This is a genomic window from Gimesia sp. (assembly GCF_040219335.1).
In the GTDB taxonomy this organism is placed as follows: Bacteria; Planctomycetota; Planctomycetia; order Planctomycetales; family Planctomycetaceae; genus Gimesia.
This window is the reverse complement of sequence record NZ_JAVJSQ010000004.1, coordinates 598,668-615,146: the sequence shown is the minus strand read 5'-3', so window position 1 is coordinate 615,146 and position 16,479 is coordinate 598,668. Positions and strand designations below refer to the sequence as shown.

General features: G+C 52.3%; 10 protein-coding genes. 5 read left to right on the top strand and 5 right to left on the bottom strand.

The genetic code is table 11. From position 1 onward, the window contains the following. Window positions 1–18 precede the first annotated feature (18 nt). The 4 genes from RID21_RS03570 (at window position 19) to RID21_RS03555 (ending at window position 5,417) form a co-directional block, all read left to right on the top strand. Window positions 19–1,359 (top strand): 3-deoxy-D-manno-octulosonic acid transferase, encoded by a 1,341-nt coding sequence (locus tag RID21_RS03570; RefSeq protein WP_350187205.1) that lies wholly within the window; start codon window positions 19–21, stop codon window positions 1,357–1,359. A 281-nt stretch (window positions 1,360–1,640) separates the two neighbouring features. Continuing rightward, on the top strand, window positions 1,641–2,819 hold the full coding sequence (gene metK, locus RID21_RS03565; RefSeq protein ID WP_350187204.1) for a methionine adenosyltransferase: 1,179 nt from the start codon (window positions 1,641–1,643) through the stop codon (window positions 2,817–2,819). A gap of 62 nt (window positions 2,820–2,881) precedes the next feature. Further along, a complete protein-coding gene (locus tag RID21_RS03560; protein WP_350187203.1) occupies window positions 2,882–3,799 on the top strand; it encodes a hypothetical protein in 918 nt (305 codons plus the stop codon). Window positions 3,800–4,277: 478 nt separating this feature from the next. Beyond that, entirely contained in the window at window positions 4,278–5,417 is a 1,140-nt protein-coding gene (locus RID21_RS03555; RefSeq protein WP_350187202.1) for a 3-oxoacyl-ACP synthase III family protein, read from the top strand. A 70-nt stretch (window positions 5,418–5,487) separates the two neighbouring features. Here the strand turns inward: RID21_RS03555 and RID21_RS03550 are convergent, their stop codons facing one another. From RID21_RS03550 to RID21_RS03540, 3 genes are all read right to left on the bottom strand, one after another. Beyond that, on the bottom strand, window positions 5,488–6,765 hold the full coding sequence (locus tag RID21_RS03550; RefSeq protein WP_350187201.1) for a hypothetical protein: 1,278 nt from the start codon (window positions 6,763–6,765) through the stop codon (window positions 5,488–5,490). 154 nt (window positions 6,766–6,919) lie between these two features. Continuing rightward, on the bottom strand, window positions 6,920–10,084 hold the full coding sequence (locus tag RID21_RS03545) for an efflux RND transporter permease subunit (RefSeq protein ID WP_350187200.1): 3,165 nt from the start codon (window positions 10,082–10,084) through the stop codon (window positions 6,920–6,922). A gap of 68 nt (window positions 10,085–10,152) precedes the next feature. Beyond that, window positions 10,153–11,355, bottom strand: coding sequence for an efflux RND transporter periplasmic adaptor subunit (locus RID21_RS03540; protein WP_350187199.1), 1,203 nt, complete (start codon window positions 11,353–11,355; stop codon window positions 10,153–10,155). A gap of 481 nt (window positions 11,356–11,836) precedes the next feature. Between RID21_RS03540 and RID21_RS03535 the strand changes: the two genes are divergently transcribed. Next, a complete protein-coding gene (locus RID21_RS03535) occupies window positions 11,837–12,787 on the top strand; it encodes a sugar phosphate isomerase family (RefSeq protein ID WP_350187198.1) in 951 nt (316 codons plus the stop codon). 98 nt (window positions 12,788–12,885) lie between these two features. Here RID21_RS03535 and RID21_RS03530 read toward each other — a convergent pair whose 3' ends face one another. Continuing rightward, window positions 12,886–13,290, bottom strand: a complete 405-nt coding sequence (locus RID21_RS03530) for a bifunctional nuclease family protein (RefSeq protein WP_350187197.1) — start codon at window positions 13,288–13,290, stop codon at window positions 12,886–12,888. 158 nt (window positions 13,291–13,448) lie between these two features. Next, a complete protein-coding gene (locus RID21_RS03525; RefSeq protein WP_350187196.1) occupies window positions 13,449–16,373 on the bottom strand; it encodes a valine--tRNA ligase in 2,925 nt (974 codons plus the stop codon). Window positions 16,374–16,479: the final 106 nt, after the last annotated feature.

Genomic DNA, 16,479 nt, shown 5'->3' with positions numbered 1-16,479 from the left:
TAAGGGGAATGGACTCCCGTGCGTTTGGTTTCGTATCTATTAAACCTGGTTTACGGTCTGCTCCTGATCGCGGTCTCTCCCATATTGGCTTACCGTGCTCTGGTGTTGAAGAAATATCGCTCAGGCTGGAGCCAGAAGTTTCTCGGCAAGCTACCCGAACGTGAAGGGGATCGCCCCTGTTTCTGGTTTCACGCGGTCAGTGTAGGCGAAGTGCTGCAGCTTCCACCGCTGCTGACAATTCTGGGTGAACAACATCCGGAACTGGAATTCGTGATCACGACGACTACCCACACTGGGTATGCGGTGGCTCAGGAAAAGTTTCCCGACCACACCGTCTGCTATTTTCCGTTGGATTTCTCCTGGGCCGTAAAACGAGCCCAGCAGCGGATCCGTCCCTCGGCGGTGATCCTGGTTGAAATGGAACTTTGGCCGAACTTTGTGCTGGCTGCAGACTGGATGGGGATTCCTGTATCCATCGTCAATGGTCGCTTGAGTGAAAAGAGTTTTCGCGGATACTGGCGGTTGCGAGCCCTGATCGGTCCACTGCTGAATCGTCTGGAGCTCATCGCTGTACAGAATGAAGCTTATGCAGAGAGGTTTTCGCGGCTGGCCGGAATGTCTGAGCGGATTCAGGTTACCGGGTCCATTAAGTTTGACGGAATTGAAGTGGAACGGGGTAATCAGCTGACCCGGGAATTACGAGATACCTTTCAGTTGAAGCAGAGAGACATTGTGCTGATCGCGGGCAGTACTCAGGATCCGGAGGAGCGAATCGCGCTGGATGTTTACCTCGAGCTTCGTCGGCAGTATCCGGATCTGCGTCTGATCCTCGTACCGCGGCATCAGGAGCGTTTTGAGGAAGTGGCAGCGCTAGTCAGAAGTTACGGGTTGCCCTTGATTTGTCGAAGTCAACAGTCTGACGAGGAGCAGAGCCGGTTCATCCCATTTTCGAGCACAGAAAGACCCCCGATCTGTCTACTGGACACACTGGGGGAGTTAAGAGCCTGTTGGGGGCTGGCTGATTTTGCTTTTGTGGGAGGCAGCCTGACAAAGCGAGGGGGACAGAACATGATTGAACCAGCCGGATACGGTGCGGCATTGTTATTCGGTCCCAATACATGGAATTTCAAGGATATCGTTGCTGCTCTGTTACAGCATCAGGCGGCAACGGTGGTCCAAAATCAGTCAGACCTGGAAAGGCAACTTGTGAACTGGTTGAGGAATCCCGAGGCTGCCAGGGAGCAGGGGGCCAGGGCGCAGGAGTTTGTCCTGAGTCAGCGGGGGGCCACACTGCGGACAGCAGAACTGTTAATGCGGTCACTGGATGAAGCGGCACGCTCTACCGACAGGGCAGCTTGATTTAGAGGTTGCAGGCATTCTCTCTGACATCGAAAAATCGGGGTACTCTTTTGAGAAACCTTGCGTAAATCACGGAGCGAGAGTGAAGAGACGCTTGTTGACTGCATGGCAAATTTCTACAATTATGCACAGTCTCAGAAATACGTCAGCGCCCGCTGCTCGCGCTGAGCTGACGTGGGATGAAATCTCTTTACAGTGGCTCGAGAGATGCTTAGATCAGCCTCAGAGAGCTTGATCCATTTCCTGACCAGGTACAATGCAATTTAAGGGTGGAGTGACGCATGGCTAAATTTTCGTTCACAAGTGAATCTGTCAGTATGGGACATCCTGACAAAGTCTCAGACCAGGTTTCCGATGGCATTCTGGATGCACTGCTTGCTGAAGATCCTTACTCACGCGTCGCTTGTGAAACTCTGTGTACCACTGACTTCGTTCTGCTTGCCGGTGAAATTACCAGCAACGCCAACGTCGATTACGAGAAAATTGCCCGCGATGTCATTCGGGACATCGGCTACACCAGCGAAGACATCGGCTTCAACGCAGATACCTGCGAAGTGCTGGTGAAATTGCATCAGCAGAGTGCAGATATTGCCCAGGGCGTCGACGCCGAAGGGGCTGGCGACCAGGGGCTGATGTTCGGTTATGCCTGCAATCAGACGGAAGAGTACATGCCGGTGCCGATTGCTCTGTCGCACCGTATTTTGAACAAGCTGACTGAAATCCGTCAGAACGGTGAAGTGAACTGGTTGCTGCCGGACAGCAAAAGCCAGGTCACTGTCGAATACGAAGACGGCAAGCCTGTCGGTGTTTCCGCGGTTGTGGTTTCAACCCAGCACACTGATGACGTTACTCAGGCTGAAATTCGTGAATTTATCATCGAAAAGGTCATCAAGGATGTCATTCCTGCCGACTTTTTGAGTGATGATACCAAGTATCACATCAACCCGACCGGACGGTTTGTGATCGGCGGACCTCACGGTGACGCTGGTTTGACTGGTCGTAAGATTATCGTCGATACTTACGGTGGCTGGGGCCGTCATGGTGGTGGTGCTTTCAGTGGAAAAGACTCAACCAAAGTAGACCGCTCCGCTGCTTACATGGCCCGTTACATTGCCAAGAACATCGTTGCCGCCGGCCTGGCAACAGAGTGCGAAGTTCAGCTTTCCTATGCGATTGGTGTGGTCGAGCCGACCAGCGTGTATGTGGACACCAAGGGAACTTCCGTCATTCCGGAAGAGAAAATTTCCGAACTGGTTCGTGAGCTCTTTCCGCTGAATCCGCAGGGAATCATCGAGCATCTGCAACTGCGTCGTCCCATCTTCAGAAAGACCACCTGGGGCGGACATTTTGGTCGGAACGATCCTGATTTTACCTGGGAAGCAACCGACAAAGCTGCTGAACTGAGAGACGCTGCTGGCCTGGGAAATGAAGTTCCCGAGCCTCAATTTGCCATTTCCTGATTTTCAGAGGATCATTGATTTTCTGAAATCAGCAACGCCGAGCCTTATGGAGAACGCTCGTCATGAATACTTCAAATCCGAGTATTACTCAGATCAGGGAACGATCCACAGGGGGGAAGTCATCTCAACAGAGGTGGCTTTTCCCTTTTTTGTTTCTCGGGGGGAATCTGCTGATTGCCGTCGGGCTGGTGGTGCTGCGCATCACCGGCTGGTTGCAAATCGAAGCGAGTTTTGTGCCTTTGCTGGTCACAGGCGGCCTGCTTTCCGCTTCCGTTGCACTGGTGTTATTCAGTCTGCATCGGAAACGCCTGATTCTTCAGCTTGAGGATCGCAAGCACTTACTCACGCTGGCCCTGGTCTTACCTGTGTTGATCGGGATGCTGGCGGTGCACCCGTCTACGGGACTCTCGTTGCCCGGTATTTATTTCTTTTCGCTGAGCTATTTCATGGCTTTTGCCGGCGTTCTGGAGTGGCTCAATCGAGAAGCAGTTCATGGGCGGGAGTCTGATCTGATTCCTTTTCCAGAAGAAGAGTCACCTGTTGCAGATGTCGCTTTGCTGGAAAGCCCAGTGATGGAATCTGCAGGGGATAACGAAGCGTTGTTTGCAGCATTGCTGGAGCGGGGAGAGAGCGGAGGCGACCTCTCTGAAACACGATTGGATGACGAAAACTGTTCCCAGTGGATGAATCGCTCAATCGACACAGCAGGCGGGGAAACAGTTGAGGGAGGGATGCAGGTCCGGTTTGCGAGAAATCAGCGGTTACAGGTGGTACATGTCAGCCTGAATCCTCCCCTGGAGGGGGTGTTTTCGATCAGCTGTGAGGTGGAAAACGCAACAGGGACGCGAACCCGGGTTCTGGAAAAGCGAGCTTACGGGGTCAGTATCGAGGTTAAACGAACCTCGGATCTGGATGAGGAGTTTGAGAGCCTGCTGCACTATCAGATCACCGGTTGTACCGCGAGTGAAGATGTGGCTTGATTTCTGCTGAATTCCCCAGGTGCTGTCATGGCCAGCAGATGCGTGCATCCGGTGACAGAAATAAGAGCAAAATGTGGTAAAATAGGGGTTTATATTTATTTTCAGGGCACAGAATTTTGCCTATATTATAGCTTAGCTGGATTTTTCTAAATTTCGCTAGTTTCCAATTTTATGAATCGCTATACTTTGCGGTCAACGGTCAGCGATTGTGGTCTGCTATGTTGCTGACTATGAAGTGAGACAGGCGTTGTTTCCTGTCTTGCACCCAATCATGACAACTCATTGGTTACTTTGGCGTGAGCGTTTTGGTAATCAGTTAGTGCATCTGCATTTGTATCAGAATCTTGATTTCAATAGGTTCTGTTCTAAATGGAAATTGTGCTGCATCACGACAGGACGCGTGTTGAATGGAGTTCGAACTCTGCCCGCGTTGCGAGTTTGACAGAGACTGAATAAGGATGTCAGGAACATGCACAAGATGTCTTTAAAAGTTCAAACAAAAAATCAGGTAAACTCAAACGATCTGGAATCAGTTCTAGACGCGTCCGGGTTATTGGACCAGCAGATAAATCTGGTACCTGAGAATAAAAAAATAGAGAGCAAGCGTGGTCGCCAGGTGATTAGTCAACGAACTAATTCATTGTTGGGGGTCCAGATTGTTTCCAGTGGTTCTTACGTACCCGACAATGTGGTAACGAATCAGGACCTGCAGAAACGGTATGGTTTTGACCCGGAATGGATTGAACAGCGAACGGGAATTCTGGAGCGTCGACATGCTCCTGAGGGAATTGCAACCAGCGATCTCTGCTATGAAGCGGCACAAAAGGCAATTCGTGCTGCCCGCGTGAACCCGGAAGACATCGACCTGTTGATCGTGGGAACGTTCACTCCCGATTTTCAGTGTCCCTCCGTAGCCTGCCTGGTGCAGGACCGCCTCGGGCTGGATGCACCTGCCATTGATCTGCAGGCTGCCTGTGCCGGATTCATGTATGCTCTGGTGACCGCAGCTCAGTATGTGGCAACCGGTAACAGTAAACTGGCTCTGGTCATCGGTGGAGACTGCAACAGCCGCATTGTCAATCCGGAAGACCGTCGGGTCGCTCCACTGTTCGGTGATGGTGCTGGAGCAGTGCTTCTGGCTAAAGGTGATCCGCATCAGGGTTTGACCTGTTATCAGACCGGATCCGATGGCAGTGGCTGTTCGCTACTGGATCGTCCTGCAGGGGGAACCCGTAATCCGGCTACCGCGGAAGACATTCAAGAAGGACGGCATTTCCTGAATATGGACGGCCGCAGCGTCTTTAAATGGGCTGTTCGTACTGTCGCTGATTCCATCGATCTGATGCTCACTAAAACCGGTATGAGCGTGCACGATGTTGATCTGTTTTTAATGCATCAGGCCAACATCCGCATTATTGATTCCGCCTGCGATCAGCTGGGTATTCCCCGTGAAAAGGTCTACAATAACCTTGATCGCTATGGTAACACCTCCGGCGGTTCAATTCCCATCGTTCTGGATGAAGCCTTCAATGCAGGCCGCATTAACCGGGGAGATACAATCCTCCTGAGCGGCTTTGGTGCTGGTCTGGCCTGGGGAACTGGTCTGTTCCGCTGGTAACAGCCAGACCTTAAGTCCGCTCAATTTTTGCCCGCTGGCTTAATCAGCGTCACGCTGTGTTCCGGAATCCTTATTCTGACGGTGTCTGGTTTTCGTCAGTGGGAGACTCTTCGGGTTCCACAGGACGTTCGATGATGGGTTCGCCTGATTTCGCGACGCCAGCCAGTGGAAGCTCGTCTGTCTCTTCCTGGTCTTCATCTGCCACATAGACGTGATCCAGCGGCGTTCCATCGTCACACTTGCGGAGCAGGAAGTAGACGATGGTACTGGCAGACCAGAAGAAGCTGATAACGAAGCCTGAGAACAGCAGATTCAGGATAGAGCCCCAGCCGATGGATATCGTCGCAGCCAGAGTCGGCTGATCCTGCTGAAAGAGTTTTTGTGCCTGTTCGCTGCCCATACCCCAGCTGACTCCCCAGAAAGCCAGATAGGACATTACCTGCAGCAGAACCGCAGCAAAAAACAGACAGACTGCCCCGTAGCAGAGCACAACGACTGTCAGCCAGAGAAAATACCAGATCCGGCCAAACAGATAGCTGAAGATCCGGCTCAGGCCATCGAAACCATCGCTGTCTTCCACACTGATAGTGGTCATCATCAGCGGCCAGCCCGCGAGTGTCACCAGCAGAATGAGGGTCAATACAAAGGCAAACAGGAAGGCAAGTCCCCAGAGGAGGCTGACGATCACTCCACCGGCCCCGGGGATATTACCAAACAGGCCGATCAGCAGGCAAAGTACCCAGAAAAAGCCCATTCCGGCGAAGGGGAGCAGGGGGGCGCTGACCAGTGACAAAATTCGTTTCAGTGAAAAACCCAGCGCAGCCCGACAGCCGATATGGTCGTCCTGGGCAAACTGGATCGCTGCAATGCGGGTTATTGCCCCTCCAAAAACGGCCCAGATAATAACGGCCCACAAGAGCTGGGTCGTCGCATAGGCCAGGGCACTCCAACTGGCGCCTGTTTCAAACAGCGTCAGCACCGGTCTGGTAAAGAATCCCATCGGCTCCAGCAGAGTCGCAGGGGATAAGAGATCTCCCGAGGGTGAAGTAGATAGTCCACTCAATCGCTCGGAAGTCAGAGATTCGGATACTACGCCTGCTGAAGGAGGCGGAAACTGGATTGTGTGTTGAACCGCAACGACACCTGTTGACGCGGGCGCCTCTGGTGCGAATGGGAGCTTATTGAACAGGTGGTTACCCAGTGAAAGCATCAGCAGGCCGGCGACTGCGAGCAGGATCTTCTGGAAATCAACCGCCAGTCGGAAGGTGCGAAACAGATGCAGCCAGGGAAACAGGATTTTATAGGGTACCGGTTGAGAGAGTGGCGATGTTTTTTGATTCATCTTCATTAGAATGACGATCCACAGGAGATGAGGCAGATGTTGATCTGGTTGCAGAGAGCAGATTGAGAACGGACGCTCTCGGCCCGACTGTTCAATTGAGGCGTATTATAGACAGTCAGGCAGAAATGATGCTATGTCAGACTGCGATCTAACGCATTTCTCAGACAGATTTTACCGTTTGGCCATTCAGTTTTGGTTCAGCAATGGGCTCGGTGGCTGGCTGCGAGGATTGTTTCGCGTCCGGAGTGCAGGACTGGTAAATCAGCGGGATGGCCAGCAGGGTAATTAATGTGCCTGCGAGCAAGCCTCCCACGACGACTCGTGCCATCGGGGCCTGCAGTTCGCCTCCCTCACCCCAGCCCAGTGAAATCGGGATCATGGCCAGCACGGTGGTCAGTGTGGTCATGAGAATGGGCCGGAAGCGACGTGTCGCTGCCTGCAGAATCAGCTCAGATGTCGGTTTTTCAGGATGCCGACGTTTCAACTGGTTAATGTAATCCACCAGGACGATCGCATTATTGACGACGATCCCCGAGAGAACGACGATGCCGATGAAGGATTGCACATTTAGAGTCGTTTCTGTGAAAACAAAAACCCAGATGACACCGATCATCCCCAGTGGGACAGCGAACAGAATATAAAATGGATCACGGAGCGATTCGTATTGTGATGCCATGATCATGTACATCAGAATAATCGCCAGGACGAATCCCTGTTGCAGGGCATCAAAGCTTTTCTGTTGTTCTTCCCAGTCCCCGGCGACACTGACTGAAAAGCCAGACGGAATCTGAATTGCGTTCAGATTATCTTCCAGTTCCGGGACGATGCTGCCCAGGTCCCGTCCTTCGACATCAGCAAAAATTCGCAACACCCGCTGCTGGTTGTGCCGTTCAATTACAACTGGTGCGTCATCGGATTCAAATTTAAGAAGATTCTTGAGCGGAATTGTGCGACCGTCGGCCGTAGTGACGCCGACCTGCTGAACGTCGCCGATCTGGTTGCGGTCTTCCTCGCGGAGTCGAACCATGACGGGGAATTCGTCCCCTTCTTCACGGTAGAGCGTGGCTTCCGTTCCGCGAATGGTGGTTTCCAGAGTCTGAGCGATGTCCTGCACGCTGATCTTCAGCAGGCCCGCTTTTTCTCGGTCAATCGAAGCGGTCAATTCGGGACGCTGATCTGAAATTTCTGCTTCGACATTGATCAACCCGGGAGTCGACTTCATAACGCCGACAACCTGATCCACAATCTGTTGAGCCAGTTGCATATTGTGACCGGCAACCTGTACGACCAGGTCACCACCCCCTCTACGGCCAATCATGCGCATGACCATCATTTCAGTTTGCGCCTTGACTTGCACTTTCATGCCGGGGATTGGACCGATGGCATCGTCGAGGGCTTTGCGGATTTCTTCGATCCCTCGTTTTCGCTCTGTTCTCGGAGAGAGTTTAATGCGGAGCGTGGTACGGTTCCAGCGGTCAGCGTCATCAGCGCTATCACCGATAAAGGATGCAATGGCAAGCGCTTCCGGGACCGATTCAATGGTTGCCTGTTCGAGAATCCGTGACTGTTGATCGAGTTTTTTCAGCTGGATTCCTGCCGCCATCGAGGAATAGACATTGATGGCAGCTTCATCCGTTTTGGGAAGAAACTCGGTTTTAATCCGCGGGATCAGGCCGAGTGTGGTTGTAAAGCAGAGCAGCAGTAGAAAGCCGATCAGAACTACATGTTTCAGGCTGAATTTTAATATCCGCTCATAGATCCGCTCCAGTAAGAGAAGCATGCGATGATTCAGATTGTGGAACCCGTCTATCAGTGCAAACCAGGGGCGGGTCCAGCGGGAATGGGTTTTCAGGGTTTGATCAGGAATCCAGTAGGCGCTCATGACAGGAGTCAGAGTCAGGCTGGCAAACAGAGAGCAGATCAGTGAGAAACCGACAACCCATGCCAGTTGATGCAACAGAATCCCGGTGGTCCCCTGGATGAAGATCAAGGGCAGGAAGATGATCAGTGTGGTCATTGTGCTGGCGATAATCGCCCCCGAGACTTCCTCGGTACCTTCGATGGCGGCGGTTTTGGCATCCAGACCGTCTTCCCGTTTGCGGAAAATGCTTTCCAGCACCACGATGGAATTATCGACCAGCATGCCTACTCCGAGAGCCAGACCACCGAACGAAATAATATTCAGTGTGAAGCCCTGGAAGTAGATCAGAATGAAGGTGGCCAGAACCGAGAGGGGCATACAGACCCCGATCACCAGCATGCTGCGGAAACTGCGCAGGAAGAGAATCAGGACCACGAAGGCCAGTCCCATTCCATACAAGGCCGCCTGCTGGATGTTGGCGATTGACTGCCGGATGTATTCCGAGTTGTCGACCCGAATGCTCAGTTGTACGTCGGGCATCGATTTGTTGACGCGTTCGAGCTGTTTCTGCACCAGATCACTGACGCTGATTGTATTGGCGCCTGATTGCTTATAAACGTAGAGCAGGATCCCCGGTTTGCCGTTCATACGGGTGAGCTCGGTTCGCTCTTTTTCGCCATCAACGACATTGGCGATATCCCTGACATGCACTGTTGCGCCGGATTCTTCGCGGACAACCGTATTTTCGATCTGCTCCAGGCTGGTGAATTCGCCCTGGCTGCGGATGAGTAAATTCAGGTTGCCTTCTTCGTAGTTTCCCGCGGGTTGATTTATATTTTCCTGTTTCAGGGCGTTGACGACTTCATTCACTCCCATGTTGAGTGATTCGAGCTTGCTGCGATCCAGATCAATCTGAATCTCGCGTTCAATGCCGCCCCGCATTCGCAGGCGAGCCACACCTTCCAACTGCTCGAACTGCGGAATGATCTGATTTTCGGTCAGTTGCGACAGGGTAATGGGGTCGAGTTCGCTGTTCAGGCCGAGGTAGATAATTGGCCGGTCAGCGACGTCAAAATGTCTGATGTAAGGATCCTCTGCCCCTTCCGGCAATGAGTTGCGGAGCTTATTCAACGCGTCGCGGACTTCGTTGATTGCCAGGGTTAGATCGGTGCCCCACTGGAATTGCAGGCGAACCGTGCTGCTGCCCTCCATGCTGCTGCTGAGAATGTTCTCAATTCCGGAAACCGAGCTCAGGGTCTGTTCGATCGGTCGAGTAATCAGTGTTTCCGCTTCGTTGGGCCCCGCACCTTCATAGATGGTAATTACGCTGATGCTGGGGTTCTGAATGTCGGGCATCAGGTCGACTGCCAGCTGCGACAACGAAACACACCCCAACATGACCAACACAAGCGAGGCCATCAGGGTTGAGATCGGTCGGTGAACTGCCAGGCGAGTCAGGGACATAACGATGCTTTTCCAGATAGATCAGTTAAAAGCAGGAGGTCCTTCTCACATGCCGGCTGATAGTAGGCTTACAGGTTCGTTTTCTCGGGCAGGGCAGGGGGGGCCTGAAGAATCTGATCCATGGGGACTTCGACTGGTGTCACCGTTTGACCTTCATCTACCAGGCGGTTTCCCAGAGTGATCACGAGGTCTTCTGCATTGATACCAGAAAGAATTTCCACCATTTCTCCATCATTGATACCGACTTCAATGTTGCGACGATGGGTCATCGGAGGATTTCCTCCAATGATAAAGACTGCAGAGCCCGGGCCATCCTTGCGGCGGGTCAGTGAGGCGATCGGCAGTACTTTGGTTTCCGGGCGATGTTCAAAGACAATCTGCACACGGGCATGCATTCCCGGCTTCAAGGAAAAATCTTCATTGGGAATTTCGATGTGAACGGCTGCGGTTCTGGTTTGCGGATCCATTACAGGCGCTTTCCGCTTAACATGACCTGAAAAAGTCTGGTCGGGAAACGTATCGACGGTGATGGCCGCCTGCTGACCGATTTTCACATCCTCGTAATCTTTCTCCACGATATGCACGACAGTGCGCACGTGATCCAGATTGACGATTTTCATCAGTGCGACATCCGGTTTGGCCAGGTCGCCAATATCGACCATTCTTTCGGCAAGAAAACCGCTGGTAGGAGCGAGAATTTTGTTTTCCTGTAAACGCAGTCGACTTTGTTCCAGATCGGCTCCCGCCTGATCGACGCGTGCCTGTTCCAGTTCCGTCTGCGCTTCCTGGATAGCCAGACTGGCTTGTGCTTCTTCCATCTGCTGACGGGTACTGACGCCTGACTTCTGCAGCACCAGCAGTCTGTCATAGGCTTTCTGAGCAAGTTCCTGAGATGTGATCTGAGCTTTTAACTGGGCTTTGGCGACACTGAGGGCAGCTTCTGCCTTCGATACCAGTTCCCGGTTCTCTGAATCATTCAGTTCCAGAATGACATCACCCTCCATGATCCGGTCGCCGACGTCAAAGGGCATCGATTTGATGTAGCCACTGTAGCGCGTCCGGACTTCTACCTGGGAACCTGCTTCCAGATTACCGACGAGGTTGATTCGTTTTTCGAGGGTTTTGGTCGTTGAGCGGGTGACCTGGACTGCAATCGGTTCGGGAATGATAGTTTTGGTCGGGACCTGGACATCTTTGACGGATTTGTCATAAACCAGCCATCCGACGACCATAGCAATCGCAGTGCAGGCGGGCGCAATCAGAACTTTCATCTGTATTGTATCTCCGGTTGTGTGAACCGTAGCAGGAACAGACTCCTGGCACAGGATTACTCGCAGAGTAAATCTATGCTGAAACAGTCCCTGTTAATGACAGCAGAGCTTGCACTCTGTTGTGCTATCAGGCAGGTTAACGGTTATCGTTAAAAGACAATCTATGGGAGTGTTTTGGCCCTCGAGATTGTCTGGGAGGTAGTTTGCAGGCGGGATTGATCACTTGTAAAAGCAGTCAACTCTGCCTTCCTATTAGAACTATATCGGTCAGAGAATTCAAGATGTTTGTCGAACAGAAGTCCCTTGTTTAATTATTCTTCTGTTTATGAAATCAGGGACCGTTGGTTCCTGTTTTCCCGGTGTTTCTGTGTTAGAATCCACGCCAGCTGACGAATTTTGCAACAATCGTAAGAAATTAACGATATTTGACAATTTAAACAGTTTCACAAACCTGTGAATATGCTTTGAGAAGGGGAATATTATGGATTTAATGAGTACGATTGCCGGTTCCATGATGGAAGGCTATTTTCCAGCTGGCTGGGATCTGACCAAAATTGATCAGTGCATGAGTGCGGATCCGACCACAATTACAGATCGTCAAGCATGGTGGCACGAGAAGTTTGAACCCGTCATGTGTGGCAGTGTTACTGATTTCGATACAATCATGGGGCACGAGATTGCTCTAACGATCAAGCAGTCGCGTGATGCAGGCGAGAAGCTGGCATTGATTCTACCCGTGGGACCGATGGGCATGTATCGCTGGGCTGTTTACTTCCTCAAAGAATGGGGTGTTTCCTGCGATCATGTTTACGGATTCAACATGGATGAATGGAGCGATGCCGAAGGAAATACACTTCCACCAGATAATCCGGGCGCATTCCAGTATGCGATGAAAGAGGCCTTTTATGGTCCCCTGGGCGAACTGACTGTTCCCGAAAACCAGCGTCACTTTGCTACACCGGATGTCCTGCCCACCTATGCGGAAAAAATTGGTGAGCTTAAAGCAGCTGGCGCAAAACTGGGCGTGATTTTCGGAATTGGTCGCGTCTGTCACATCGCATTCTGGGAACCTCACTTTGCAGGTGAGTTCAAGTCAGAAGAAGAATGGAAAGCACAGACACACCGGATTGGTGCTAAACTGCATCCGCTGACCATTGAGCAGAATGCCGTGACCAGCTTCAAGAGCCGCACGACCCTGGTTCCTGCTTACGCAAATACCATTGGTCCAGGCTGCTTCCTCAACGCCGACAAGATCATCGGCGGTTGCGACGGGATCTTCTCACGTGGAATGCAGTGGCAGGGCATGAGCGTCTGGATGACTCTGCGTCATGAACCGACCAGCTGGATTCCTTCGACTTACATGACAACTCAACCCGGTCGTCTGATCATTCTGGATGAACTGGCTGGCCCGCTGGTAGCAGAATGTAACTAAGGTCAAAGCTGACCCGTTATAAAGACCTCAATAGAGCAGGGGCCTCTCAGAATCACTTCTGAGGGGCCCCTGTTTCGTTTGTGATTCCCGGATGACTGTTATTTGGCGGTCTGTTCGAGCACCGATTCGTGAACGTAGATTGGCAGGTGGGGTTCGAAGTGAATCGACAAAGCGATCGCATCACTGGGCCGACTGTCGATTTCAATCAACTTACCATCCTGTTCGACGCGGAGTACCGCATAGTAGGTATGATCTTCCAGGTGTGTGATCACGATATCTTTCAGCGTACCACCCAGAGATTCGATGGTGTTCTTGAGTAGATCGTGAGTCAAAGGCCGCTGGGGCTTAAACTCATTATTGACGCGACGTTCGATAGTTGTCGCCTCAAAAATACCAATCAGAATCGGAAAGACCCGGTCTCCCTCGATTTCACGCAGGTAGATCACCTGCTGGTCACCGATCTCGCTGATAATGATGCGAGACAACTCCATTTCAACTAGCAAGAGAACCTCCTGAGGTCAGCCCCGCGTCAGCAGAGAAGACAAGCAACCAGAATAAGAATGAAATTAAGGAGCCGAATACCTGTTTTCAGTTTAAACATTATACAACAGGAATGAACAGTTAAACAGAATCACTCCGTATCTGTTCCTGAATTACGGGCTTACTGCTCGCTCAGTTGATTAATGGAGTCCTGAACACTCTGTAACTGTTTCTGCAGCCCGGTCAGCGTTTCTTTAACCCCTTCCACAACATCGGCAGGGGCGCGATCGACAAAGTTCTTGTTGGCCAGTTTCTTTTCGCTGCCTTCAATGTGCTTCTGCAGTTTTTCCGCTTCTGTCTGCAGTCGGGCGAGTTCCGCATCCAGATCGATAATGCCTTTCAAGGCAATGAAACCATCCACATCATTGAGGGAGAATGTCGCTGAACCACCCGGTCGCTGCACATCGGCTCCCGCTGACTCCAGCAGTGTTTTCGCCAGGTTGTCGAACTGGCTGGCTACGTTCTGCATGTCATCCGCAATCCCGGCTTCACAACGCAGGAAGAGTTTCAGTGGAGTCGCCGGAGAAATTTTGTAAACCGCCCGAATGTTGCGGACCGCTACGATCATTTCCTGCAGACGCTCAAACCGTTTTTCCAGCTGAGAATCCTGCCAGCTCTGTGGTGGTTCGGGCCAGGCAGCGATTGTTACGCTCTCGACAGCCGGTTCTGGTGTGAACAGTCCCCGCTCGGGAGCAATTTCATTCAAACGCTGCCAGAGCTCTTCTGTAACGAAGGGCACAAATGGCTGCAGGAGTCGCAGCAGATTGTCCAGTACACCCACCAGCACGCGTTGAGCGACCGGTTTCAGAGTTTCATCCCGCAATCGCGGTTTGATCATTTCCAGGTACCAGTCACAGAATTCGTTCCAGGTGAAATCCCGAATGGCACGCGTCGCGACATCGAACTGGTAGCGTCCCAGAACGGTTGTCATTTCCTCAGCCACGGTTGACAGTCGGCTCAGAATCCAGCGATCTTCCATCGTCAGTTCACTTTCATCGACCTGTCCGGGAGTGTAGCTTTCCAGGTTCAGCATCGCGAACCGGCAGGCATTCCAGAGCTTGTTACAGAAGTTGCGTCCGTATTCAAAGCGTTCGCTAACGATACGGGCCACTTTTTCGCCCGGATCGGGGTCAAACCAGGGGCTCGTATACTGATACGACTTACCACTCTTGGGGAATTTGATCCGCGGCTTCTCGCCACCGGCGGGGATGGCAGTCTGGTGTTCCAGGGTTTGCGGTACCACTTCGCCGGTCTCCGGATCCTCATAACCGACGGGCAGACGGACGTCCTGTGTTTCCCCGGCGAACGAGGAGATCGTAAACCGGACCGCATCGACGCCGTATTTGTCGATGAGATCCATCGGATCCACGCCGTTACCTTTGGATTTGGACATGGTCTGTCCGAAACCATCGAGAATTTTTGGATGGATGCAGACGTGCTTGAATGGGATATCGCCCATGTTATACAGGCCGGTGAGGACCATGCGTGCTACCCAGAGCGTGATGATATCGCGGCTGGTAACCAGTACGCTACCCGGATAGAAGTAATCGAGGTCAGGATTTTTTTCGGGCCAGCCCAGGGTCGCATGTGGCCAGAGGGCACTGCTGAACCAGGTGTCCAAGACGTCATCGTCCTGTGTCAACTGATGGGCAGCACCTAACTCGTCACCATTCAGATCGGTTTCGGAACAGATCAACCAGCAGGTATCTTCGTCATCCCGGCGGAAGCTGACATCATAACGGTCACCGAAAGCCTGGTTCAGCTCTTCTTCCGTGCAGGTTTCACAGTACCAGATCGGGATGCGATGTCCCCACCAGAGCTGACGGCTGATACACCAGTCCCGCTTTTCCTTCAACCAGTCGAGATACGTTTTGGAATAGCGACTGGGGAAGAAGCGAACGCGACCATCGTCCACAGCATCAATGGCGGACTGGGCCAGCGTATCCATTTTGACGAACCATTGATCGGAGAGGTATGGTTCGATCGGTGTCTTGGAACGATCGCTGTGCTTGACTGGAATCTTACGGTCTTCAACTTCAATGAAGAAGCCCTGTTGATCCATGTCTTCAACAACTTTTTTACGGACCTCATAGCGATCCAGACCCTCATATTCACCGGCGGCTTCGTTCATTGTGCCGTCAGGATTGAGGATGTTGATCTGTTCCAGATCGTTTCGCAGACCACAGGCATAGTCGTTCGGGTCGTGAGCTGGTGTGACTTTTACGGCACCGGTACCGAGGTCTTTATCTGCCAGGAGTGCATCCGCGATGATGGGGATTTCACGACCATTCAGCGGGATGCGGACTTTCTTTCCAACCAGGTGCGTATATCGTTCATCGGAGGGATGCACGCAGACAGCTGTGTCGCCCAGCATCGTTTCAGGGCGTGTCGTGGAGAATGAAATCCGTTCGTCGCTGTCCACAACCGGGTATTGAAAGGTCCAGAATTTTCCGTCGATGTCTTCGGAAAAGACTTCGTCATCCGCAACTGCTGTCTGCAGGAAGGGATCCCAGTTCACCAGTCGCTTACCGCGATAAATGAGCCCATCCGAAAAGAGCTTCAGGAAAGTGCGTCTGACTGCTTTGGAGCACATTTCATCGAGTGTGAAGCGGGTGCGTTCCCAGTCGCAGCTGGCGCCCAGTTTCCGCAGCTGATTCAGGATCCGTTTTTCATACTGGTCTTTCCACTTCCAGATCCGTTCGATGAGCGCATCTCGGCCGATGTCATGGCGGGTCAGATTTTCCTCTTCTTTCATCCGGCGTTCGACGACAGCCTGGGTGGCGATGCCGGCATGGTCGGTTCCGGGCATCCAGAGTGCCTCGTAGCCCTGCATCCGCCGCCAGCGGGTGATCAGGTCCTGTAGCGTACCGTTGAGCGCGTGTCCCATGTGCAGAGCCCCGGTCACGTTCGGCAGGGGAATCATAATGGTATGCTGCTCTTTTTCCGGGTTGGGCTCGGCATGGAAATAGCCTTTTTCCTCCCAGAAAGGGTACCATTTCTGTTGTGCACTCTCGGGATTGTAATGTTTCTCAAGCGATTCGGTCATGGGATCCGGTTGGGCTTATAATTAAGGATAGATGCGAAAAAGAGGGACGGCATGGAAGACAGCAGGTCACAACGTCCACCAAGCCAGTTTCCACCGTCTGGTATAG